A 21,074-nucleotide genomic window follows, 5' to 3' on the forward strand; every position below is an offset into this window, starting at 1 on the left:
GTTTGATTTGTTACAGCCTATTGCGCAAATCCGCAGAATTGGTATTATTTTCTAGACCACGATAGGACGCAGCATGACCATCACCGACACGCTTTTCCAGCCGGAGACCTGGTATCGGCCCGGACGTGGGCCGCGCTATCAGCAGCTCTATCGCCACATTGTTTCGGAGATCCGCGCGGGGGTGCTGCAACCCGGTGATCAGTTGCCGCCGGAACGGGAATTGGCAGAGACTGCTGACATCAGCCGCGTGACCGTGCGCAAAGCGGTTTCTCAATTGGTGGAGGAGGGGCTGATTGAGCAGCGCCGCGGGGCTGGATCCTTTGTGGCGGCGGCGTCGCCGCGGTTGGAACAATCGCTGTCATCTCTGGTGTCTTTTACGGAAACGATGAAGGCGCGGGGGATGGAGGCCACTGGCGTGGTGCTTGCGCAGGGCCTGTTTGCACCCAACCCAGATGAAATGGTGACATTGGGGTTGGCAGCTCATGATAAAGTGGCGCGCATCAATCGTTTGCGCAGTGCGGGCGGCACGCCTGTGGCGCTCGAATACTCCTCTTTGCCGCGTGATATTCTGAGAGATCCGGGGCAGGTGGGGGCGTCTCTTTATGAGGTATTGCGCCGTGATGGCAGCGCACCAACCCGCGCCATTCAAAGGGTGACGGCGCTCAGCCTCACCGCACCGGATGCAGAGAAGATGAAGCTGCCTGAGGGGAGTGCGGTGCTGCAGATTGTGCGCACAGGCTACCTCGCGTCGGGACGACCGATAGAGCTGACGCGTGGGCTGTATCGGTCCGACATTTACGATTTTGTTTCAGAGCTTAGATTGGACTGACATGCAGTATGAAAGCTTGATTGAAGACGGCGAAATTCGGTGCCGATTGATACCGGATCGCATGCTAGAGGCACCGGTGTTCTGTTGCTCAGCGATGGCGCCGATTTCCGTGGTTTCAGGGGGTACAGTCGCAAAAGAGCTGGGCAGTTATCTAGAGGTAAAATTGCCTGATCTGCGCGCTGGCGAGGTATTTGAGCTGCGGCTGAAATATGCAGGGGGATATCGGCCAGCCAATCGGGCTTGGTTGCCCATGGGCGCCTATCTGCGGGTTGGAAAGGAGATCATTACCTTGCCGGATGGCCCTGCGGGGCGTCGGGCGCATGTGTTGCCAGATTTGGGCCCATTTGACGGTTTGCCTTTGGTGCCACAGCCGCAACAGTGGATCGCGAGCCATGAGGCACCACTGGTGCAGGGTGTGGTGTGTGATCACCCCGCGTTTGCAGCTGTTTCGGCTTTGGCCGATCGAAAGAAATGGCAGTTTTTCGGTGAAACAGAGACTGTCATTACGGTGGATGATCATCTCGATGAAGACGCGTATGACCTGAAGATTTCTCAAGACAGCGTGCATGTGCGTGCGGGTGGGTATGGTGGGGTCTTTTATGCGGGCATCACTTTGCTCACTTTGATGCAGCAGGGCCCGGTGCCCTGTGGTCGGATTATTGATGCACCACGGTTTGCTTGGCGGGGGCAGCATCTGGACACGGCGCGCCATTACTATGCACCTGAAACCATCTTTGAACTGCTGGATCTTATGGCGCTTTTGAAGCTCAACCGCTTTCATTGGCATTTTGCCGATGATGAGGCGTTTCGGCTTGAGGTCGATTGTCTGCCGGAACTCTGGCAGAAGACAGCCTTGCGGGGAGAGGGGCATTTGCTGCCAGGGTTTTTTGGCGGTGGTGTGGAAGCGGGTGGCAGTTACTCCAAGGAGACGGTGCAAGCGATCATCGTCCATGCCAAGGCGCTCAATATTGAGGTGATGCCGGAAATTGAAGTGCCTGCACATGCGATCGCCCTGACCCATGTCTATCCTGATCTACGGGACCCGGGCGACAATGGGGCGGAGGTGAGCGTGCAGGGCTACCAGGGCAATGCGGTGAACCCGGCGCTGGAGCGTACATGGGAAGTATTGTCAGAGCTTGCCGCCGAAGTGGGGGCGCTTTTTCCTTTTGGTCATTTACATCTGGGCTGTGATGAATTGCCGGAAGGGACATGGATGGGCAGCCCTCTGGCGCGGGATTTGATGGCCCGTGAAGCCCTGGGCACAACAGAAGACCTGCAAGGCTGGACCATGGCACGGCTCGCCGCAGAAGTTGTGGCCAATGGTCAGCGACCCTGCGCGTGGGAAGAGGCCGCAAAGGGCAGCAATGGCGGGATTGGCAATGGCGCCGTCCTTTTCAGCTGGACCGGGCAAGGACCGGGGATCGAGGCGGCGCGGCGTGGCTATGATGTGGTGATGAGCCCTGCGCAGCATGTTTACCTGGATATGGCGCATAGCGATGACCCCGACGATTGGGGTGCAAATTGGGCCGCCTATGTGTCTCTCACGGATACAATTGCCTGGGAGCCTGTGCCGGATTCTGAACTGGTAGAGCGGATTTTGGGGGTGCAGGGGACGTTCTGGTCAGAGTTTACCACGCAGGATGCACAAATCTGGCCCATGCTTATGCCGCGCATGTTGGGGGTGAGTGTGAAAGCCTGGCAGACAGAGGGTTTGTCAGACAGCGGGTTGATTCAGTTGGCCCGCGTGTATCAGGAGGCTTTGGGGGCGCAGATCTGGAACAGCGAAGGGATTTTGCGCTGAAAGGTCATTTTGTTTCGGACAATAAAACCGCTGCCATGCGTTTGGCTTGCATGGCGGGGGCATGGCTATGGGACATGGCTGCAAGCACAATGGCCCCCTCTTTCAGCAGGAGCAGCTCTCGTGCAAGCCGCGTGGCCTGTGCATAGCCAGCCTCTGCGGCAAGGTTGTGAAAATGATCTTCAAGCAGGCGTTTGTGGTCAAAGGACTGCAGATTGATGGCGTCTTCTTTGGATTGAAATTCTGCGCTGGCCTTGATGAACATGCAGCCCTGAAATTTGTCTTCAAAAAACCACTCTTCCAGCGCATCAAACATCGCGAGAAGCTGCCCTTTGGGGGTGTCAGATAGGGCTTCCATGCGGCCAAAAAGCCAAGTTCGAAAGTTCTCATCCCGCAGCTGTAGCACCGCGCGGATCAACTCCTCTTTGGTGCGGAAGTGTTTGTAGATTGAGGTTTTGGATACCCCGGTTTCTTTGGCGACCAGATCCATTCCGGTCGCATGAAACCCGTTCCGATAGAAGAGTGGCAGGGCGTTTTGAATCAGCTCTGCGCGCTTATTGTGGCTCATCGTGGCCTCTTGCTTGACTGCATTGTGCATAAAACACCTGTGAACTTGGGTCAATTCACAGGGATGTTTTCTAGATTTTACAGGGCTTTAAGAAGTTAGGTCACAGTTTTCGAAGGGCGTGATCACGATTTTGCGTTTTGCAAAGGTGAACAGATCGGTGCATGTATTCAAGCATAGGTTAACCGATCAGTTCATGTTGAAGGATGCCAACTCAATGCCGCGATACCCTCTGACCGCTACGCCAGCCAATCTGTTGTTTGTGCTGGCCTTGGCTCTGATCTCTTACGCTGTGGGTCCGGTGCCAACACAAGCTGCCTTGCCCAAGTTAGAGCAGGTTCAGGCTCCGCCTGCGTTTTCTCTGCCTCTCACGCGCAAAGACGATTGAGCCCATCGTCTTGCGTGGTTCCGGTCGGTGGCCAGATCCGTCCCAAGACTCCGCTGGCCGGAACCTTAAAAAAACACACCCAAAAGGACCGATATCCATGTCAGTACAACGCCCTCCTCTGCCTCCTTTCACTTTTGAAACCGCCACAGAAAAAGTACGCCGCGCAGAAGATGCCTGGAACAGTCGCAATCCCGACATTGTGACCCCGGCCTATTCCGACCACAGTGAGTGGCGCAATCGGGCGACCTTTCTGAAAGGCCACGCGGACATCCATGCGTTCCTGACCGCCAAATGGCAGCGAGAACAGGAGTATCGGCTGATCAAAGGCTTATGGACCTTTGCGGAAAACCGGATTGCTGTGCGCTTTGCCTATGAGTGGCATGATGCAGCGGGGCAATGGCATCGCTCTTATGGCAATGAGAATTGGCAGTTTGATGCAGATGGGCGCATGGAGCGCCGGATAGCCTCTATCAATGATTTGGAGATCGCAGAGAAAGAGCGTCTGTTCCATTGGGCCTTGGGGCGCCGGCCAGAGGGTCACCCCGGTCTCGAAGACCTGAACCTGTAAGGAGGTCTGGCATGGCGATTGCCTTTGCAGAAATTGCATTCACGCCTGAGGTGCAGCGTCAGCAGGAGAAGTTTGGCGCCACCAGCTATGGCAGGTTTTTGTCCGCCGAAAGCGCAGGCGGTGACCGTTTGTCTTTGACCGAAGCCACCTTCATTCAGGCACAGGAGGGGTTTTATCAGGCAAGCGTCTCGGAGACCGGATGGCCCTATGTCCAGTTTCGTGGTGGGCCTGCTGGGTTTTTGAAGGTGCTGGATGACAAGACAATTGCCTATGCCGATCTGCGGGGCAATCGCCAGTATATCAGCCTTGGAAACCTTCAAGGCAATGATCGGATTTCGTTGATTTTGATGGATTATGTCAACGCGCGGCGACTCAAGATCTGGGGGCGGGTGGAGATCGTGGACCGGGACTCGCCTCTGTTCAATGCCTTGCCTGCTTCGCTTTTGCCGCCGCGCGCAGAGCGGTTGATTAAAATCCATGTGGCGGCTTTTGACTGGAACTGTCCGCAGCATATTCCGCGCAGGTTCACCGAAGGTGAGGCGGTGGATCGCATTGCTGAACTTGAGGCAGAAAATGCTGCGCTGCGAGTTGCGTTACGCGATGGTGTGGGGGCGGGATAGATGCCTGAACACCGGTGAAAATAGGCTAGCCGGTATCGTTTATGTCGCTACTTGCGCACCCTTTGGATGCTGGTTTTGATCGCGATTTGAAGAGAAATGGTGCCGCTGATAGGACTCGAACCTACGACCCCATCATTACGAATGACGTGCTCTACCAGCTGAGCTACAGCGGCGCCGACGCGGTGTATAGGCGCATGACTTTGGCATGGCAAGTAAAATTCAGACGCATAAACCTCCACGAATCTCCTCTGTTGGCCCATTCTTGAGAGGTAAGGAAAGCCGTAGGAAAACGCCATAAAATGCAGGGCTTTTGCGCTCGGACGGCATGATTTTTGAACTTTAAAGGAAGCTTTAAGCCCTGTTCATCTACAGCAGAGGGACGCCTGAGGTGGCGCGATCAAGTCCAATTTTCGATGCGAAGACCGGGCGGCGCTCTCGGGCCAGTGGGTAAGAAGGGCGCAGAATGGGCAGTGGCCAAGACATCGTGTTGCAAGTGGATGAGCTGGGGCACAGCTACCGTCCAGAGCATCGTGGATGGCTGACTGTCAGGCCCGAGTTGCGCCCGTTGCGCGATGTGTCTTTTACAGTGCGCGCGGGGCGCATCCTTGGGATCATCGGCAATAGTGGGGCGGGCAAATCTACCTTGTTGCGCATTCTGCGGGGACTGGAGAGACCCGAGAGCGGGCATGTCCGGCTTATGGGCAAGGATCTCCACAGCTTAAAACATGCGCAGTTGCGCAGGCTTCGGAGGGGTTTTCAGTATCTGTCCTGTGAAACTGTTGATGCGTTGCCTTTGAACAGAACGGCCTTCGAGCTTGTGGCGCGCGCGTTGAAGGCGCATGGGTTGACCAACACACAGGTGCGCAAAGCACGGGGGGAAGAGGCGCTCCGGTTGCTGGAATTCAGTTTTGCGGACGGCCAGAAACCAGTGAGTGCTTTGTCTCAATATCAAAGGCAGCGTCTTGTGATTGCGGTGGCAATCGCTTGCCGCCCCCATCTGATCATGGTGGATGAGTTGGCGCAGGGCATGGATCTTTCGGTTCAGGCAGGCATGCTCAAACTGTTGCTTGAGTTGCAAGATATTCTGGAGCTGACATTAATGGTCAGCAGCGCCAACCTCAGCATTGCTGGCAGTTTCTGTGATGATCTGGTGATCTTGCAGGATGGCGAGGTGGTTGAAGCCGGGCCCGCCCACCGTGTCATGTGGGAACCCGCACATGCACATACGCAGCATCTTCTACAACAGGCGCGGCAGGCTGAGGTGATGGCTTAGGCCCGCGCTTTTGAGGGTGGCACCAGCGGTTCACGACCGTTTTCTGTCAAGACCCAGCAGTCCTGCTCCTCAAACACACCAACAGAAATCGGCTGCCCATAGCCTGCGCCAGTGTCCAGCGCGACGCGGTTGCCAAAATGCGTCGGCGTTTGCACAGGCGTGTGGCCGTGTACCACCAGCCATGGGTGCGGATCCTGATGGAGCAGAAATGGCTCGCGCAGCCAGCAGAGATCATCGGGAGATTGCATGCCAAGTGCGACACCGGGTTGAATGCCCGCATGCACAAACAGCAGCGCATCTTCCTGAACATAGTAGGGCAGGGCGCGCAGAAAGCTGATGTGCCGCTCTGGCACTTTGGCACGTGCCGCGCGGTGAATGTTGCCGAGGCGCTCATCTTCGGGGAAGGTCACCCCATAGGAGGCCAGCGTTTCGGTGCCACCCAGACGTTTGTGCAGCCAGTGCAGATCGGCGCGCAGGCGCAGCTCGGGGCGGGGTACAGGCTCCATAAAATAGGTGAACATGCGATCGTGATTGCCCATCAAGGCGGTCCAGTTGCGGCCCTCCTGCATGCCAGACATCACAAGATCAATCACGCCGCAGCTGTCCGGGCCGCGATCCACCAGATCGCCCAAGAAAATCACCCGTGCATCCTTGCCGCCATCTGCGTCGATGCGGGCGAGAACCTCTTGCAGTTTGTCCAGATGTCCGTGGATGTCCCCGATGGCATAAATGGGCGTTGGCATGTCTGTCTTCCTCGCGTTCAGGAGAGGCTTAAACAAAAAGCGCCGCCCGGAACAGGGCGGCGCAGATGAAGCTTTTATGACCGTTGCGGATTAAGCAACGTCAAAGGCCAATGGTTTGATCTGACGGAACATGTCTGTCTCCGCGAGTTTGGCACGGGCCTCTGCGGGTACGGGCTCATCCACATAGAGCAGCGCAATTGCCTCGCCACCCACATCTGCACGACCAAGCGTAAAGTTCGCGATGTTCACCCCATTGTCGCCCAGAGTCTGACCCAGGGTCCCGATGATGCCGGGCACGTCTTCGTTGGTGGTGTAGAGCATGTTGGCGCCAATTTCGGCGTCAATGTTGATGCCTTTGATCTGAATGAAGCGCGGCTTGCCATCAGAGAAGACCGTGCCCGCGATGGAGCGTTCCCGTTTGTCGGTCACCACCGTCACTTTGATATAGCCATCAAAGGTGCCGGATTTGTCCTGATTGGTGGTGGAGATTTGAATGCCACGCTCCTTGGCTACCACAGGGGCGGAGACCATGTTCACGTCAGGATTGGCCTTCTTCATGATGCCCGCCACAACCGCACAGTTCAGCGCGGCCAGGTTCATATCGGCCACAACCCCATCATAGAGGATGTTGATGGCTTTGATCGGCTCATCTGTCATCTGACCGGAGAAAGCACCGAGGTGATCGGCGAGTTTGATCCATGGCCCCATGACCTTGGCTTCCTCTGCGGTCACGGAGGGCATGTTCAGCGCGTTTTCGACGGCACCGGTCAACAGGTAGTTGGACATCTGCTCCGCCACCTGCAGCGCGACGTTTTCCTGCGCTTCGGTGGTGGCGGCGCCAAGGTGCGGTGTGCAGACCACGTTGGGCAGGTTGAACAGCGCGTTTTCTTTGGCGGGTTCTTCGGAGAACACATCAAAGGCAGCGCCCGCGACATGGCCCGATTTCAGCAGGTCTGCCAGCGCCTCTTCGTCTACCAGGCCGCCGCGGGCGCAGTTGATGATGCGCACGCCCTTCTTGGTTTTGGCGAGGTTTTCCTTGGACAGGATGTTGGCCGTGGCATCGGTGAAGGGCACGTGCAGCGTGATGAAGTCGGCGCGGGCCAGCAGCGTGTCCAGCTCCACTTTTTCGACGCCCATTTTGTCGGCTTTCTCTTCCGACAAGAAGGGATCATAGGCCACAACTTTCATTTTCAGGCCACGGGCGCGGTCACACACGATGCCGCCGATGTTGCCTGCGCCAATCACACCAAGGGTCTTGTTGGTCAGTTCCACACCCATGAATTTGGACTTTTCCCATTTTCCGGCGTGGGTGGATTCGCTGGCCTCCGGGATCTGACGCGCCACGGCAAACATCATTGCGATGGCGTGCTCGGCGGTGGTGATCATATTGCCAAAGGGCGTGTTCATCACGATCACGCCTTTCTTGGAGGCGGCTTCTTTGTCGACGTTATCTGTGCCGATGCCTGCGCGACCGATGACTTTGAGGTTGTCGGCTTTCTCCAGCAGCTTGGCCGTTGCCTTGGTGGCGGAGCGGATTGCAAGGCCGTCATACTGGCCAATCACTTCGGCCAGTTTGTCTTTGTCCTTGCCGAGGTCTGGCATGAAATCCACATCAATGCCGCGATCGCGGAAGATCTGAACGGCGGTTTCGCTGAGTTTGTCAGAAACGAGTACTTTGGGAGCCATGATGAGCGTCCTTTGAGAAATCTGTGTCAGGTGAGGTGCGCAGTGAATGCGCACCCTACGTAGAGTGTGCCCTCTGGGCGCACCGCTTAGGCAGCTTGTGATTGTGCAGCGATCTCGGCCTCAAAGGCCCATGTCAGCCAAGGCAGCATCGCCTCAAGATCGGCGGTCTCAACTGTGCCACCACACCAGATGCGCAATCCGGCTGGCGCGTCGCGATAAGCGCCGATGTCCAGCGCGATGTTTTCCGCCTCCAGACGTTTGGCCACGGCTTTCGCAAAGGTCGCACCATCCTGAATGCGGGCATCAGTGAACTTCAGACACACGGAGGTGTTGGAGCGGGTCGCGTCATCCTCGGCCAGATTGGCAATCCAGTCATTGGCGTCGCAGAACTCAAAGATGGCCTGCGCATTGGCGTCTGCACGGGCGATCAGGCCTTTCAGCCCACCCTCAGACCGGGCCCAATCCAGCGCGAAGAGATAGTCTTCGACGGCCAGCATGGAGGGCGTGTTGATGGTCGCACCGGTAAAGATGCCTTCGATCAGCTTGCCGCCTTTGGTCATGCGGAAGATCTTTGGCAGCGGCCAAGGGGGCGTGTAGCTTTCCAGCCGTTCCACAGCACGCGGGGAGAGCACGATCACGCCATGGGCCGCTTCGCCGCCCAATACTTTCTGCCAAGAGAAAGTGGTCACATCGAGCTTGTCCCACGGCAGATCCATTGCAAAGGCCGCGCTGGTTGCATCACAGATGGTCAGCCCTTCTCGGTCGTCGGCAATCCAATCGGCATTGGGCACGCGCACACCGGCGGTGGTGCCGTTCCATGTGAAGACAACATCGTTGTTTTTCGTGTCCACGGTGGCGAGATCTACGATCTGGCCATACTCGGCGGTTTTCACTTCTGCGTCGATTTTCAGCTGTTTCACAACGTCGGTGACCCAGCCTGCGCCAAAGCTTTCCCATGCGAGCATTTCAACTTTGCGCGCGCCCAGAAGCGACCAGAGCGCCATTTCCACTGCGCCGGTGTCAGATGCGGGGACGATGCCGATGCGATAGTCTGCGGGGATGCCCAGAATCTCGCGGGTGCCTTCAATCGCGGATTTCAGCTTGTCCTTGCCAACAGCGGCACGGTGGCTGCGACCCAGAGCGGCATTCGCAAGTTTGGTGACATCAAATGTGGGGGGTTTGGCACAGGGGCCAGAAGAAAAACGCGGGTTGGCCGGCCGCGTTGCCGGTTGCTGAGTAGCCATTGCTGCTATCCTTACAGATATATGCCTCTCGTTGGGGAGAGGTGTCCCACGGACCGAGATAGAAGGCGCGCGGCGGATGTACAACAGGGAAAATTCACGATCCCGACTGTTTGCAGATCAAAAGCGACGCATTTTGACCACTATCGGAAACTTCCGTTCTTGGTTGGCTGGGGGCCGCATAGCAAATCTGGATGCTTAGGGGCCGTGGATGGATTGGGGTCTGGTCATGACCGTGGTGCCATGCTCTATGCAAAGCGACCCTGCTAAATCTGTCGCTTGAGGCCCCTGATGTATATCGCAACGCTTTTGACTGCGCCGAGTGCGCCCACTCTTTCTGCGGAGCTGGTGGAGAACCTGCGCAATGCCTGGGGGGGCGGAGAGGCACAGTGGCTGGCACCGGGGGAAGCGGCGGAGTTTTCTCTGACTGCGCTGCCCGACAACCGATGGGATGTCTGGGCGGATCTGCAGAAGATGGGTGTGGATCTTGTGGTGTTGCCAGAGGAAGGGCGGCGCAAGAAGATGCTGCTGGCCGATATGGACAGCACCATGATTGAGCAGGAATGCATTGATGAGCTGGCTGATGAGGCCGGTGTTGGCGCGCATGTGAAGGAGATCACCGCGCGGGCCATGAATGGCGAGCTGGATTTTGAAGGCGCTTTGATTGAGCGCGTGGGGCTTTTGAAGGGTCTGGATGAGGCGGTGATTGCCAAAGTGCTGGTCGAGCGCATCAGCTTTATGCCCGGCGGCAAGGCGCTTTTGGCGACGATGAAGGCCCAGGGGGCCTATGCCGCGCTGGTGTCTGGTGGCTTTACCGCCTTCACTGAGAAGGTGGCCGCCACGCTTGGCTTTGATGAAAATCGCGCCAACACCTTGCTGACGGAGGCGGGCAAGCTGACCGGGGATGTGGGGCGTCCGATCTTGGGGCGTGAGGCCAAAGTGCAGGCGCTCAAGGAGATCACCGCGCGTCTGGGGCTGACACAGGGAGATGTGATGGCGGTGGGCGATGGGGCCAATGATCTGGGCATGCTGGGGCTTGCCGGCGCCGGTGTGGCCTTGCATGCGAAGCCCTCTGTTGCGGCGGAATGTGACATCCGCATCAATCACGGCGATCTCACCGCGCTGCTTTATATTCAAGGCTATGCCCAGAGTGACTTTGTAACGGAATAAACCATGCTCGACATTGGACTTGAGGCGCTGCTGCTTCTGCTGGCGGCAGGGTTTTTTGCGGGGTTTGTGGATGCCATTGCGGGCGGCGGTGGGTTGATCACCGTGCCGTCGCTGCTGATCGCGGGCGTACCTCCGGTGCAGGCGCTGGCCACCAATAAGATTCAGGGCATGTTTGGCTCTGGCACAGCGGCGTTTTCTTATGCGCACAGTGGCTTGGTGGATCTGAAGGCGCAGATTGGGCCCGCGCTGCTGGCGTTTTGCGCGTCGCTTCTGGGGGCGCTGGCGGTGTCGGTTCTGCCAACCGATTGGATCCGTCTGATCCTGCCGCTGCTTCTGATTGGCATCGCGCTGTTTTTTGCCTTTCGCAAAGGCCCCAGTGATATGGATCGCACAGCGCGGCTCAAGCCGGTGCTGTTTTCCCTGACGGCCGTGCCGGTGGTGGCGTTTTATGACGGTATTCTTGGCCCCGGCGCGGGCAGTTTTTACATGATCGCCTTTGTGGCGCTGGGCGGCTACGGCATTCTCAAAGCCACCGCGCATACGAAGCTTTTGAATTTTGCTTCCAATGTCGGGGGGCTGGTGGGGTTTCTGTTGGTGGCCAATCCGTTGTGGGCAATTGGGCTTGCGATGGGTGTGATGCAGGTGCTGGGCGCACGGCTGGGCGCAAAAATGGCCATGGCCAAAGGGGCGCGCTTGATCCGCCCCCTGCTTGTGGTGACCTCCGTTGCGCTGGCGCTCAAACTGTTGTGGGATCTGTTCTGATTGAGGTGGTGGGGCCGCGTATCACGCGGTCAGGCTCAGCCTTGGCTGAGCCGGGCCCAACCGCGGGCGGCACCTTTGGTGCCTGTCCGTGGGCGGGAGGGCCGCCGGATTAGCGCAGCGCAGAGGTGGCGCACATGCGGCCGGTTTGCAGCCCGTCCCAGTTGCGGATCGGTGTATCGAGATATTTGGCCGCTTCGGGATGGGCGGGATCCAGCACGCCCAGTTTGGCCAAAATGGCGGCAATTGCGTTTTCCGCAGCGCGGGTGCCGCCGTCGATGATCTTCAGCGCGACGCCCAGTTCCTGTTCTGGAAGAATGGCAATGAAATAGGCTTCCGCACCGGTTTTGATCGCCACTTTGTGTCCCATGGCGCGCATCAGATTGGTGCAGGCCCGACCTTCTCCCGCAACATATTCAGGATGGGTGGCCATGGCATCCCGCAAACGCGCAGCGGCGGTTTCACGGGGCCCTTGTCCCTCGCGTGCGGCAGCAAAGAAGGCCATGGCGCGGGCCATGCCTTTGAGTGTGCTGGCGTGGTTGGGGGCGGAGCAGCCGTCAATGCCATAGCCGGGGCTGGTTTCTCCGGTCAGCTCCTCATGTGCGGCGAGCACCGCTTTCTGTACCGGGTGATCCATGGACACATAGTTTTTGTCAGCCCCCAGATGTTTGGTCAGGGTCAGAAAGCCGCTGTGTTTGCCAGAGCAGTTGTTGTGCACACGACAGACCGGATCGTTGCAGCGGATCAGATCATCGCGCACGGCAATGTCGCGCGGCTCCTGTGGGCCGCAGATCAGATCCTCGTCCGCATAGCCCAGATGAGACAGCCAGTCGCGCACCATGTCATTGTGAATCTTTGAAGCATTGTGCGACGCACAGGCCAGGGCCAGATGCTGTGTGGTCAAACCTGCCGCATCTGCCGCGCCGCTTTCCACCAAAGGCAGGGCCTGAATCATTTTCGAAGAGCTGCGCGGCAGCACCACGGCTTCCGGATCGCCCCAGGCGTGAACGATCTCGCCGTCTGGCCGACAGACCACAGCGTGGCCGCTGTGCACGCTTTCCAGAATATCTCCGCGCCAGATTTCGGTCATTGGGACAGCTTGGGTCATCGTGGGCTCACTTTCATGGGCAATTTTATGCCTTCGGGACTTTTGTCTTTTGGCAAAACTGGGCTAGACTGTCTCTATCGAGTAAAACAAACTCCAGCCCGTGACAAATGGCAAAAGCCAAGGGGCGGAACCATGAGGCAAATCACAGCTGGGAGGCTGTAGAGCAAATGACATCACATGTGGTGAAAGCCCTTGCAATCGGTGCAGGTCTGTTTTGGGCAGCGGGCGCGCAGGCACAGGCGTCCAGCGAAAATCAGGTGAATGCGATCACCGATTGGAGCGTCTTTGAACATAAAGAAAGCGGCAAAAAAGAATGCTGGGCGGTGAGCACAGCCAAAGAAAGCATCAACACCCGTGGTGGTCAGGTGGTTGCGGTGCGCCGCAGCGATATCCTGCTTATGGTGTCCTATGTCCCACATGTGGAAGATGCGAAGGGTCAGGTGGGTTTCACCGGAGGCTACCCTTTTGCCGGTGGCTCCACCGTTGATGTGACCATTGGGGATCAGAAATTTGTCATGATCACGGATGGCGAATGGGCCTGGCCGGCCTCTGCTGGTGATGATGCCAAGCTTGTCACGGCGATGAAGCGTGGGGCAGATGCCACTTTTAAAGCGCGGTCCTCGCGCGGCACACAGACGGCTGACACATTCTCGCTGCGCGGCTTTACCGCCGCTGTGGAAGATGCGGAAAAACGCTGTAACTGACGATTTGTAAACCTCTGCCAAGGTTTTCTTTAAACTCATATTGCCACCATGGGGGAGGGTCAGCCTGAAACACAGGGTGATGCTATGGATCATGGGAGAGCAGGCAATGGCACAGGCATATTCGGGACAGACCGCAGCGGAGGCCACATCACAGGGGATCGACATCGCGGGGACCGGCCTCAGTCTTGTGCGCCGGGGGGCAAAGATCGCCACGCGCCATGGTGAAAAGGCTGTGGAAACCCTGCAAATTGGTGATGATCTGGTCAGTCGTGATAAGGGGCTGATGCCGCTGCGCTGGTTGGGGCGGCTTCGTGCGGATACACCCTCTGTGATGGTGCCGGCTGGGGCCCTGGGGCGCAATGTGCCTGTGCGCAACTGTTATTTGTCGCCAGAAGCCCGGATTTGGATGCGTGGCGCAGAGTTTGATGCGGTGTTTGGCGCGCATGAAGTGCTGGTGCCGGTGCGGGATCTGATCGGGTGGCGCGGCATCACAGAGGATCAGACCGGTGGCGACGTTGGGGGCGATCTTCACGAATATTATCTGGTGCTTTGTGATACGCCGCAGATTTTGACGGTGGATGGGCTACAGGTGGACATGCGGCATGTGCAGGACAGCATCCATCTGTTTGAGACAGTTCAGGCAGATGACATGGCGCGTCTGTTCCCTGAGCTTCTCGCACTGGAAGCGCGGTCTGACAAATGGCGCCGTCGGCTTGACCGGCAGGAAGCGGCGCGTGTGGTGGCTGTCAGAAACCGGGCGTAGGTTGCAATAAAAAGAGACTACTCAGACGCAAAACGTTCCATATAGCGTGACAAGGAGGTCTCTGCTGTGATCTCAAAACGCCTATTGGTGCGCAGAATTGTTTGAATGTTGTCGATGCGGAAGACGCGAAAATCGGCGCGCAATTCACACCAGGCCGTGCAGGTCCAAGCGCGTCCCCAATATTCCATTTGCAAGGGGCGTATATGCCTGCGGCTGTGCCGCCCGTCGAGGGTGTCGTAGGCGATCAGCAAAACTTCCTGTTCCCGAATGGCTTGGCGCAATATGGGCATATTGGCAAAACTTGCGGCCACGGCAGGCGCGGCAAAAATCTCTTTGCCAAACCCATCTTGCGTGCCTGACATGGGCTCTGGCATGGCTTGGTCTACTTTGGTGAGCACTCGCGCGGCCGCCTGCTGCAGTTCGGCATCTGCGGTCTGACGCACCAGCGCCGCGCCGAGATGCAGGGCTTCCAGTTCCACTTGGGTCAGTGACATCGGAGTCATGAACACGGGCGCGCGCAAAATATAGCCGACCCCGCGTTCTCCCTCCACGGGAATGCCAGAGGCCACCAGCGTGTCCATATCGCGGTAAATGGTGCGGACCGACACTTCCATTTGTTCTGCCAGAGCGGAGGCCGTGTGCAGCCGCCCATCCCGAAGGCATTGGATCAGTTCAAACAGTCGATCGGTCCGCCGCATTTTAAGACGATCTGCCTTGGATGGTGTAATGGGTCATGGTCATGGAAGTCTGATCCAGAATGGCCACGAGGTCCATCAATTCCGGATGGGCCTCCGGATCAAACGCCGCGCTTGCGGCATGGGCGTGATCAAGGCTTTCCCATTCCACTTCGTCGAGCCATTCCCCGTCTGAGGTTGTGGCAAGGCGGCGGCGCAGAAAGCCGGGCTGGCTTTGGACAAAGCTCTGGGACTTTTCCCAAGCAGCTGTGGCCTGTGTCGAGGTGACGCCAGCGTTCAGGCGAAAGCGCACGATTTCAATCACGGACATGGGGTGCTCCTTTTCTGTGTCATGTGATGCGTTGTCTGTCGCACATGCCAACTGACAGGGTCTGTCAGTTGATCACGATGTTAAGGGTGTTTTCTGGCAATATTTGCAAAAGCCCTTAAATGGTGTATCTGCAGCGCTTGAATTCCCAGATGAGTCCCAGAGCCATGAGTACCTCCGCGCCAATCACGCAGGACGTGATGACCATTCCCCGCAAGCTGCCGGAAGGTGGCAAGATCAACCTCGTTGGGTTGACGCGTGAGCAGATGCGCGAAACGCTGATTGCGAATGGCACCAAAGAAAAGCAGGCCAAGATGCGGGTGGGCCAGATCTGGCAGTGGATCTACCAGTGGGGCGTGCGTGATTTTCATGCGATGACCAACCTGTCCAAAGCCTATCGCGCCGAGCTGGATGAAACCTTTGAGATTGCTATTCCTGAGGTGATCACCAAACAGGTGTCTGAGGATGGCACGCGCAAATATCTGGTGCGCATTGCCGGTGGGCATGAGGTTGAGGTGGTCTACATCCCCGAGGATGATCGCGGCACGCTGTGTATCTCTTCCCAAGTGGGCTGCACGCTGACCTGTTCTTTCTGTCACACCGGGACACAGAAACTGGTGCGCAATCTGACCTCAGCGGAGATCATCGGCCAGCTGATGATGGCGCGCGACGATCTGGAAGAGTGGCCTGTGCCGGGCGCGCCCAAAGATGAAACGCGTCTGCTGTCCAATATCGTGCTGATGGGCATGGGAGAGCCGCTTTATAACTTCGACAATGTGCGCGATGCGATGAAGATTGCGATGGACCCGGAAGGTATTTCGCTGTCCCGTCGCCGCATCACGCTGTCCACATCGGGTGTGGTGCCGGAAATCGCGCGCACAGCCGAAGAAATCGGATGCCTCTTGGCGATCTCGTTCCATGCCACCACGGATGATGTGCGTGACGTGCTGGTGCCGATCAACAAACGTTGGAAAATTGATGAGCTGCTGCAAGCGCTGGCGGATTATCCCAAAGTGTCCAATTCTGAGCGCATTACATTTGAGTATGTGATGCTGGATGGGGTGAATGACAGTGATGAGGATGCGCATCGTCTGATTGATCACATCAAACGCTACAACATCCCGGCCAAGATCAATCTTATTCCGTTCAATGAATGGCCCGGCGCGCCCTATAAGCGCAGCTCCAACAACCGTATTCGTGCATTTGCCAACATCATCTATCAGGCGGGCTATGCCTCCCCGATCCGCAAAACCCGCGGTGAAGATATCATGGCGGCCTGTGGTCAGCTCAAATCCGCAACGGAACGAGCCCGTAAATCACGCAAACAGATTGAGGCCGAAGCGGGTATGACGCAGGGCTGACTGCGTAACGGCTTGGACCCATAAAAGAAACTCGGTAGGATTGGGGGGATTTCCATGAGGAGAGGCACCCCATGCCCAAGTTTGTTTTGTCTGCCGCCGCCCATTTGATTGCCAATGCTGTTGGCTTGGTTCTTGCCAGCCTGCTCTTGCCCGGATTTTCCATCGGGTTGCTGGGCGGCGTCATTGTTGTCTTGGTGTTCACGGTGGTGTCGGTTGTTCTCTTGCCGATCATCCGCAAATTGTCCGAAAAGAAGATCCCGGAATTGCTGGGTGGGATTTCTTTGGTTGTGACCTTTGCGGGTCTTTTGATCACGGAGCTGCTGGTGAGTGATTTTGCCATTGGTGGTATTGCCAACCTTTTGGCGGCGACGCTGATTGTCTGGCTTGGGGCGCTGATTGCGGGGGTTTTGCTTCCCAAGTATCTCTTCCCCTCTCTGGCGGTGGCAAAGCCCAAGGCATAAAGCCGAAAACACCTAAGACATAAGGCGCATGGCGCCCAACGAAAAACGCCCCGGATTTCTGCGGGGCGTTTTGCCAGTCTATAGGCTATGATTTTTGGGGATCAGCGCCCCGGCAGGGCCTCACGGCGGGAAAAATCCTGCCAGTTGTTGAGCGCGTCCACGGCCTCTTCGGCGGTTTCCACGAAGCGGAACAGTTCCAGATCATCTTCGGAAATGGTGCCGGCATCAGACAGAGCGTCCCAGTTGATGATCTTTTCCCAGAAGGCGCGCCCAAACAGCAGGAAGGGCACGCGTTGCATGCGCCCGGTCTGAATGAGCGTCAGCGCTTCAAACAGTTCATCCAATGTGCCAAAGCCACCGGGGAATACGCAGATCGCATTGGCGCGCATCAGGAAGTGCATTTTCCGAATGGCGAAATAGTGGAAATTGAAGCAGAGATCCGGCGTGACATATTCATTTGGGGCCTGCTCATGGGGCAGAACGATGTTGAGGCCAATGGAGCGCCCCCCGGCTTCAACCGCGCCACGGTTGCCTGCTTCCATCACGCCGGGGCCACCCCCGGTGACGATCACATTCTCATTGCCATCGCCGGTTTCGGTCATGATCTTGGCAAATTTGCGGGCTTCGTCATAAAAGCGCGACAGCTCGGCCAGGGTCTGCGTGCGGGCGCTGTCTTTCTTGGCCGGCTCGGGGATGCGGGCGCCCCCAAACAGCACAACGGTGCTTTCAATGCCGTGGGCATCCAGCGCCAGCTCCGGTTTCAGGAGCTCCAGTTGCAGGCGCACAGGGCGCAGCTCCGGACGACAGAGAAAATCCTCATCCGCAAAGGCCAGCCGGTAGGAGGGCGCACGGGTTTGCGGAGTGTCGGGGACATGGGCGGCGGATTCGCGGTCTGAATGCGCATCAGAGAGCGGATGACGGCGATCGTCTTTCATGGTGTGATCCTTCTTGCGCGTGTGTCTCAGGCCTATAGGGTTCGCGCGGACAAAACCAGTGACAGGGATGTGAAAATGGATTGGAGCGCGGAAATTACAGCGGCTGCTGAGCGCATCAAAGGGCATGTGTTGCGCACGCCTGTTGTGACCATCACAGAGGGATTTGCCCTGTCTTATCCGGTGCAAATGAAGCTGGAGCAGATGCAGCACACCGGCACGTTCAAGGCCCGTGGTGCGTTTAATACGCTGTTGTCATCCAAGGTTCCGGAAGCCGGACTGGTGGCGGCCTCTGGCGGCAATCATGGTGCGGCGGTGGCCTATGCGGCGCATAAGCTGGGACACAAGGCGCGGATTTATGTGCCGGAGATGGCGGGACCTGCCAAAGTAGCGCTGATCCGTGATGCCGGGGCGGATCTGGTGGTGGTGCCGGGGGCCTATGCGGAGGCTCTGGAGCAGGCTTTGGCCTATGAGCAAGACACCGGTGCGATGCAGATCCACGCCTATGATGCTTTGGGCACGGTTGCAGGACAGGGCACCGTTGCGCTGGAATGGGACGCGCAGGGCTTGGATGCAGATACGGTGCTGATTGCCGTGGGTGGCGGCGGGCTGATTGGCGGGGCGATGGCCTGGTTTGATGGCCGTCGCCGCATTGTGGCGGTAGAGCCGGAAACCTCCTGTGCGCTGAATGCGGCCTTGTCTGCGGGCGCGCCTGTGGATGTGGACGTCTCTGGTGTGGCCGCCAATGCGCTTGGTGCGCGCAAGATTGGACAGATCTGTTTTGACCTTGCCGTGTCCTCTGGTGCGGAGTCTGTTTTGGTGACAGATGCGGCGATCACCCGCGCCCAAGAGGCGCTTTGGCGTGGTCACCGCCAGTTGGTGGAGCCCGCAGGGGCGACGGCGCTTGCGGCCTTGATGTCGGGCGCCTATGTGCCTGCGCCGGGCGAAAAAGTGGCTGTCTTGGTCTGTGGCGCCAATATTGCGCCGGACCCTTTCCAATAAGCGTCGCAAAGAAGGCGTGACGCCTGCGCCTGATCTCGTTAGAACAGCTCAAATCCAAGTCATCCGGAGCCTTACCAACATGTCGAATGCCCAACTGGAACAAGCCATCGAAGCCGCATGGGATGCGCGCGATACGATCACATCTGCCACCACCGGCGAAACCCGCGAAGCAATTGAAGACACGCTGAACGCTCTAGACAGCGGCAGCCTGCGCGTAGCGGAAAAGCTGGAAAGCGGCGACTGGCATGTGAACCAATGGGCCAAGAAAGCGGTTCTGCTCGGCTTCCGCATCAAGGATATGGAGCTGCAGGACGGTGGCCCACAGGGCTCCGGCTGGTGGGACAAGGTGGACAGCAAGTTCAAAGGCTGGGGTGAAAACCAGTGGCAGGCGGCGGGTTTCCGTGCCGTGCCGAACTGTGTTGTGCGCAAATCCGCCTTTATCGCGCCGGGTGTGGTGCTGATGCCGTCTTTTGTAAACCTGGGGGCCTATGTTGCTGAAGGCACTATGGTCGACACATGGGCCACAGTTGGCTCTTGTGCGCAGATCGGCAAAAACGTGCACCTGTCCGGCGGCGTTGGCATTGGTGGCGTGCTGGAGCCGATGCAGGCTGGACCAACCATCATTGAAGACAACTGTTTCATTGGCGCGCGTTCTGAGGTCGTGGAAGGCTGTATCGTGCGTGAAGGCTCCGTACTGGGCATGGGCGTATTCATCGGTCAGTCCACCAAGATTGTGGATCGGGAAACCGGTGAAGTGATGTATGGCGAAGTGCCGCCGTACTCGGTGGTTGTTGCGGGTTCCATGCCGTCCAAGAACGGTGTCAGCCTCTATTGCGCGGTGATTGTGAAGCGCGTGGACGAGAAAACCCGCTCCAAGACAGGCATCAACGAGTTGCTGCGCGACTAAACCTCGGCGTGAGGAATGAAAGTGAAAGCCCGTCTGCTGTGTCAGGCGGGCTTTTGCTATGTGGTGGGCGGCTATCGGCGGAAGGTGGCCCCAAACCACTTTTCCAACAGGGTATCATAGGTGCCATCTTCGCGCAGTTTGAGCAGCGATTGATCAATCGCTTCACGTAGGGCGCTGCCGGTGGGGAGGGCGATGCCGTAGTTTTCCGGGCGATAGACGCGCTCAATCAGCCGGGCAGAATTGCGCGCTTCGTTGCGCACAAAATAGGCGAGGATGGGGCCGTCAAACACGGCAGAGTCGATGGTGCCCTCTTGAAAGGCTGCGAGCATGTCTTGCGGTGTGGTGTAGGCGCGGAACCGAATGTCACGGGTGTCAAGGAAGCGCGCACTGGTTGAGCCTTCGACAGAGCCGACATTGCGCCCATCCAAATCATTGATGGAATCGACGGAGTCATGCAGCACTTCGACGGTCACGGCTGCGGTGATGGTGGCCACAAAGACCGATACCACAAAGAGGCTTGAAATCACCAGAAGCACCGCGAAAAACCGCCCCGGACGGGATTGTGGCATGCGCTCTTCAAAGCCGCCGTTCACCACCAGATTGAGGGCCCACCAGAACGAGGGAAAAAGCGCGTCTTTGGCGGGGCGGTCAAAATAGGTCTGATGGTGTCTTTCAAAGACCCACATGATCATACCGCCACCAAACAGCAGCCCCATGGCCACCAAGATGGCGGTGAGGATTTCCCGCGTGAGCAGGCCGCCAACACGGGCCAGCGTGCCTGCTTCGGCGGGCATCAGGATCTGAATACCGCTTTCAAAGATCGGCTGGCTGAAATCCATGATGGTTTCGCGAGAGGCGGTGATGGAGATATTGGCAATCGCCCCATCGACCGTCCCGCTTTGCACCACCTCCAGCATATCGGCGAAACTGTCTTGGGTGGCAAAACGGATGTTCATGCCCAGATCGTCTCCGATGGCGCGCATGAGGTCGATGCTGAAACCGGCTGGTCCTGACTCTTCGAGAATTGCGAAGGGGGGACGATCCACTGTCGCAAAGACAAGTGTTTCGCCTGATTGCGCCCAGGCGGGCACCGTCAGTTGGAAACATGTCAGAAGCGTGAAAAAAGCGGCGGCAAGGAAGCGCATGGACAGTACCGGGATTGTTCCGGCTTTCCCTTGCGCGCCTTTTTGCATT

At 57.8% G+C, this 21,074-nt stretch carries 23 protein-coding genes and 1 tRNA gene; 14 read left to right on the plus strand and 10 right to left on the minus strand.

The window, feature by feature from the left end; translation table 11 throughout:
• Positions 1 to 73: 73 nt before the first annotated feature.
• Together J7382_RS01600 and J7382_RS01605 are read left to right on the plus strand one after the other, a co-directional pair.
• On the plus strand, positions 74 to 829 hold the full coding sequence (locus J7382_RS01600; protein ID WP_209066667.1) for a GntR family transcriptional regulator: 756 nt from the start codon (positions 74 to 76) through the stop codon (positions 827 to 829).
• A 1-nt stretch (position 830) separates the two neighbouring features.
• Positions 831 to 2,630 carry a family 20 glycosylhydrolase gene (locus J7382_RS01605; RefSeq protein WP_209066668.1) on the plus strand — a complete coding sequence of 600 codons (1,800 nt, stop codon included), beginning with the start codon at positions 831 to 833 and terminating at the stop codon, positions 2,628 to 2,630.
• A 4-nt stretch (positions 2,631 to 2,634) separates the two neighbouring features.
• Here the strand turns inward: J7382_RS01605 and J7382_RS01610 are convergent, their stop codons facing one another.
• Positions 2,635 to 3,195, minus strand: coding sequence for a TetR/AcrR family transcriptional regulator (locus tag J7382_RS01610; RefSeq protein WP_209066669.1), 561 nt, complete (start codon positions 3,193 to 3,195; stop codon positions 2,635 to 2,637).
• Positions 3,196 to 3,409: 214 nt separating this feature from the next.
• Here J7382_RS01610 and J7382_RS01615 point away from each other — a divergent pair, with 214 nt between their 5' ends.
• The 3 genes from J7382_RS01615 (at position 3,410) to J7382_RS01625 (ending at position 4,768) form a co-directional block, all read left to right on the plus strand.
• Positions 3,410 to 3,580 carry a hypothetical protein gene (locus J7382_RS01615; protein ID WP_209066671.1) on the plus strand — a complete coding sequence of 57 codons (171 nt, stop codon included), beginning with the start codon at positions 3,410 to 3,412 and terminating at the stop codon, positions 3,578 to 3,580.
• 97 nt (positions 3,581 to 3,677) lie between these two features.
• The gene (locus J7382_RS01620; protein ID WP_209066673.1) at positions 3,678 to 4,148 is read left to right on the plus strand and encodes a nuclear transport factor 2 family protein; all 471 of its coding nucleotides are present in this window, start codon (positions 3,678 to 3,680) and stop codon (positions 4,146 to 4,148) included.
• 11 nt (positions 4,149 to 4,159) lie between these two features.
• A complete protein-coding gene (locus J7382_RS01625; RefSeq protein ID WP_209066675.1) occupies positions 4,160 to 4,768 on the plus strand; it encodes a pyridoxamine 5'-phosphate oxidase family protein in 609 nt (202 codons plus the stop codon).
• 97 nt (positions 4,769 to 4,865) lie between these two features.
• On the opposite strand, the gene J7382_RS01630 is transcribed toward J7382_RS01625, so the two are convergent.
• A tRNA-Thr gene (locus J7382_RS01630) sits at positions 4,866 to 4,941 on the minus strand.
• Between the two features lie 290 nt (positions 4,942 to 5,231).
• On the opposite strand from J7382_RS01630, the gene J7382_RS01635 reads away from it, so the two are divergent.
• The gene (locus tag J7382_RS01635; protein ID WP_209066677.1) at positions 5,232 to 6,041 is read left to right on the plus strand and encodes an ATP-binding cassette domain-containing protein; all 810 of its coding nucleotides are present in this window, start codon (positions 5,232 to 5,234) and stop codon (positions 6,039 to 6,041) included.
• Here J7382_RS01635 and J7382_RS01640 read toward each other — a convergent pair.
• From J7382_RS01640 to J7382_RS01650, 3 genes are all read right to left on the minus strand, one after another.
• On the minus strand, positions 6,038 to 6,784 hold the full coding sequence (locus tag J7382_RS01640) for a metallophosphoesterase family protein (protein ID WP_209066679.1): 747 nt from the start codon (positions 6,782 to 6,784) through the stop codon (positions 6,038 to 6,040). The genes J7382_RS01635 and J7382_RS01640 overlap by 4 nt on opposite strands.
• A gap of 90 nt (positions 6,785 to 6,874) precedes the next feature.
• Positions 6,875 to 8,470: a phosphoglycerate dehydrogenase gene (gene serA / locus J7382_RS01645; protein WP_209066681.1), complete on the minus strand. Its 1,596-nt coding sequence runs from the start codon at positions 8,468 to 8,470 to the stop codon at positions 6,875 to 6,877.
• Between the two features lie 86 nt (positions 8,471 to 8,556).
• Positions 8,557 to 9,714, minus strand: a complete 1,158-nt coding sequence (locus J7382_RS01650; protein ID WP_209066682.1) for a phosphoserine transaminase — start codon at positions 9,712 to 9,714, stop codon at positions 8,557 to 8,559.
• 288 nt (positions 9,715 to 10,002) lie between these two features.
• Here J7382_RS01650 and serB point away from each other — a divergent pair, with 288 nt between their 5' ends.
• Entirely contained in the window at positions 10,003 to 10,881 is an 879-nt protein-coding gene (serB, locus tag J7382_RS01655) for a phosphoserine phosphatase SerB (RefSeq protein ID WP_209066683.1), read from the plus strand.
• A 3-nt stretch (positions 10,882 to 10,884) separates the two neighbouring features.
• Positions 10,885 to 11,643, plus strand: coding sequence for a TSUP family transporter (locus J7382_RS01660; protein WP_058238718.1), 759 nt, complete (start codon positions 10,885 to 10,887; stop codon positions 11,641 to 11,643).
• Between the two features lie 109 nt (positions 11,644 to 11,752).
• Here the strand turns inward: J7382_RS01660 and J7382_RS01665 are convergent, their stop codons facing one another.
• Positions 11,753 to 12,748, minus strand: coding sequence for an asparaginase (locus J7382_RS01665; RefSeq protein ID WP_209066684.1), 996 nt, complete (start codon positions 12,746 to 12,748; stop codon positions 11,753 to 11,755).
• 167 nt (positions 12,749 to 12,915) lie between these two features.
• On the opposite strand from J7382_RS01665, the gene J7382_RS01670 reads away from it, so the two are divergent.
• Both J7382_RS01670 and J7382_RS01675 read left to right on the plus strand, forming a co-directional pair.
• On the plus strand, positions 12,916 to 13,452 hold the full coding sequence (locus J7382_RS01670; protein WP_209066685.1) for an invasion associated locus B family protein: 537 nt from the start codon (positions 12,916 to 12,918) through the stop codon (positions 13,450 to 13,452).
• Positions 13,453 to 13,558: 106 nt separating this feature from the next.
• Positions 13,559 to 14,215 carry a Hint domain-containing protein gene (locus J7382_RS01675; protein WP_209066686.1) on the plus strand — a complete coding sequence of 219 codons (657 nt, stop codon included), beginning with the start codon at positions 13,559 to 13,561 and terminating at the stop codon, positions 14,213 to 14,215.
• Between the two features lie 17 nt (positions 14,216 to 14,232).
• On the opposite strand, the gene J7382_RS01680 is transcribed toward J7382_RS01675, so the two are convergent.
• Both J7382_RS01680 and J7382_RS01685 read right to left on the minus strand, forming a co-directional pair.
• Positions 14,233 to 14,913, minus strand: a complete 681-nt coding sequence (locus J7382_RS01680) for a YafY family protein (protein WP_209066687.1) — start codon at positions 14,911 to 14,913, stop codon at positions 14,233 to 14,235.
• Between the two features lies 1 nt (position 14,914).
• Positions 14,915 to 15,220 carry a hypothetical protein gene (locus J7382_RS01685; protein WP_209066690.1) on the minus strand — a complete coding sequence of 102 codons (306 nt, stop codon included), beginning with the start codon at positions 15,218 to 15,220 and terminating at the stop codon, positions 14,915 to 14,917.
• A 164-nt stretch (positions 15,221 to 15,384) separates the two neighbouring features.
• Between J7382_RS01685 and rlmN the strand changes: the two genes are divergently transcribed.
• Both rlmN and J7382_RS01695 read left to right on the plus strand, forming a co-directional pair.
• Positions 15,385 to 16,578 carry a 23S rRNA (adenine(2503)-C(2))-methyltransferase RlmN gene (gene rlmN, locus J7382_RS01690; protein WP_209066692.1) on the plus strand — a complete coding sequence of 398 codons (1,194 nt, stop codon included), beginning with the start codon at positions 15,385 to 15,387 and terminating at the stop codon, positions 16,576 to 16,578.
• Positions 16,579 to 16,649: 71 nt separating this feature from the next.
• Positions 16,650 to 17,039 (plus strand): phage holin family protein, encoded by a 390-nt coding sequence (locus tag J7382_RS01695; protein ID WP_209066694.1) that lies wholly within the window; start codon positions 16,650 to 16,652, stop codon positions 17,037 to 17,039.
• A gap of 101 nt (positions 17,040 to 17,140) precedes the next feature.
• Here the strand turns inward: J7382_RS01695 and J7382_RS01700 are convergent, their stop codons facing one another.
• A complete protein-coding gene (locus J7382_RS01700; protein WP_209066695.1) occupies positions 17,141 to 17,974 on the minus strand; it encodes a TIGR00730 family Rossman fold protein in 834 nt (277 codons plus the stop codon).
• Between the two features lie 75 nt (positions 17,975 to 18,049).
• On the opposite strand from J7382_RS01700, the gene J7382_RS01705 reads away from it, so the two are divergent.
• Positions 18,050 to 18,973 carry a threonine/serine dehydratase gene (locus tag J7382_RS01705; protein ID WP_209067547.1) on the plus strand — a complete coding sequence of 308 codons (924 nt, stop codon included), beginning with the start codon at positions 18,050 to 18,052 and terminating at the stop codon, positions 18,971 to 18,973.
• A 79-nt stretch (positions 18,974 to 19,052) separates the two neighbouring features.
• Positions 19,053 to 19,880 carry a 2,3,4,5-tetrahydropyridine-2,6-dicarboxylate N-succinyltransferase gene (gene dapD, locus J7382_RS01710; RefSeq protein ID WP_209066696.1) on the plus strand — a complete coding sequence of 276 codons (828 nt, stop codon included), beginning with the start codon at positions 19,053 to 19,055 and terminating at the stop codon, positions 19,878 to 19,880.
• A 71-nt stretch (positions 19,881 to 19,951) separates the two neighbouring features.
• On the opposite strand, the gene J7382_RS01715 is transcribed toward dapD, so the two are convergent.
• The gene (locus J7382_RS01715) at positions 19,952 to 21,025 is read right to left on the minus strand and encodes a transporter substrate-binding domain-containing protein (RefSeq protein ID WP_209066697.1); all 1,074 of its coding nucleotides are present in this window, start codon (positions 21,023 to 21,025) and stop codon (positions 19,952 to 19,954) included.
• Positions 21,026 to 21,074 lie beyond the last annotated feature (49 nt).

Origin of the sequence: Shimia sp. R11_0 (assembly GCF_017744035.1) — a bacterium.
Classification (GTDB): domain Bacteria; phylum Pseudomonadota; class Alphaproteobacteria; order Rhodobacterales; family Rhodobacteraceae; genus Shimia; species Shimia marina.

What these genes read in the sequence shown, in the direction of transcription:
- J7382_RS01600 (WP_209066667.1), top strand. Translation starts at nt 74, where the DNA reads ATGACCATCACCGACACGCTTTTCCAGCCGGAGACCTGGTATCGGCCC.
- J7382_RS01605 (WP_209066668.1), top strand. Translation starts at nt 831, where the DNA reads ATGCAGTATGAAAGCTTGATTGAAGACGGCGAAATTCGGTGCCGATTG.
- J7382_RS01610 (WP_209066669.1), bottom strand. Translation starts at nt 3,195, where the DNA reads ATGAGCCACAATAAGCGCGCAGAGCTGATTCAAAACGCCCTGCCACTC.
- J7382_RS01615 (WP_209066671.1), top strand. Translation starts at nt 3,410, where the DNA reads ATGCCGCGATACCCTCTGACCGCTACGCCAGCCAATCTGTTGTTTGTG.
- J7382_RS01620 (WP_209066673.1), top strand. Translation starts at nt 3,678, where the DNA reads ATGTCAGTACAACGCCCTCCTCTGCCTCCTTTCACTTTTGAAACCGCC.
- J7382_RS01625 (WP_209066675.1), top strand. Translation starts at nt 4,160, where the DNA reads ATGGCGATTGCCTTTGCAGAAATTGCATTCACGCCTGAGGTGCAGCGT.
- J7382_RS01635 (WP_209066677.1), top strand. Translation starts at nt 5,232, where the DNA reads ATGGGCAGTGGCCAAGACATCGTGTTGCAAGTGGATGAGCTGGGGCAC.
- J7382_RS01640 (WP_209066679.1), bottom strand. Translation starts at nt 6,784, where the DNA reads ATGCCAACGCCCATTTATGCCATCGGGGACATCCACGGACATCTGGAC.
- serA (WP_209066681.1), bottom strand. Translation starts at nt 8,470, where the DNA reads ATGGCTCCCAAAGTACTCGTTTCTGACAAACTCAGCGAAACCGCCGTT.
- J7382_RS01650 (WP_209066682.1), bottom strand. Translation starts at nt 9,714, where the DNA reads ATGGCTACTCAGCAACCGGCAACGCGGCCGGCCAACCCGCGTTTTTCT.
- serB (WP_209066683.1), top strand. Translation starts at nt 10,003, where the DNA reads ATGTATATCGCAACGCTTTTGACTGCGCCGAGTGCGCCCACTCTTTCT.
- J7382_RS01660 (WP_058238718.1), top strand. Translation starts at nt 10,885, where the DNA reads ATGCTCGACATTGGACTTGAGGCGCTGCTGCTTCTGCTGGCGGCAGGG.
- J7382_RS01665 (WP_209066684.1), bottom strand. Translation starts at nt 12,748, where the DNA reads ATGACCCAAGCTGTCCCAATGACCGAAATCTGGCGCGGAGATATTCTG.
- J7382_RS01670 (WP_209066685.1), top strand. Translation starts at nt 12,916, where the DNA reads ATGACATCACATGTGGTGAAAGCCCTTGCAATCGGTGCAGGTCTGTTT.
- J7382_RS01675 (WP_209066686.1), top strand. Translation starts at nt 13,559, where the DNA reads ATGGCACAGGCATATTCGGGACAGACCGCAGCGGAGGCCACATCACAG.
- J7382_RS01680 (WP_209066687.1), bottom strand. Translation starts at nt 14,913, where the DNA reads ATGCGGCGGACCGATCGACTGTTTGAACTGATCCAATGCCTTCGGGAT.
- J7382_RS01685 (WP_209066690.1), bottom strand. Translation starts at nt 15,220, where the DNA reads ATGTCCGTGATTGAAATCGTGCGCTTTCGCCTGAACGCTGGCGTCACC.
- rlmN (WP_209066692.1), top strand. Translation starts at nt 15,385, where the DNA reads ATGAGTACCTCCGCGCCAATCACGCAGGACGTGATGACCATTCCCCGC.
- J7382_RS01695 (WP_209066694.1), top strand. Translation starts at nt 16,650, where the DNA reads ATGCCCAAGTTTGTTTTGTCTGCCGCCGCCCATTTGATTGCCAATGCT.
- J7382_RS01700 (WP_209066695.1), bottom strand. Translation starts at nt 17,974, where the DNA reads ATGAAAGACGATCGCCGTCATCCGCTCTCTGATGCGCATTCAGACCGC.
- J7382_RS01705 (WP_209067547.1), top strand. Translation starts at nt 18,050, where the DNA reads ATGGATTGGAGCGCGGAAATTACAGCGGCTGCTGAGCGCATCAAAGGG.
- dapD (WP_209066696.1), top strand. Translation starts at nt 19,053, where the DNA reads ATGTCGAATGCCCAACTGGAACAAGCCATCGAAGCCGCATGGGATGCG.
- J7382_RS01715 (WP_209066697.1), bottom strand. Translation starts at nt 21,025, where the DNA reads ATGCGCTTCCTTGCCGCCGCTTTTTTCACGCTTCTGACATGTTTCCAA.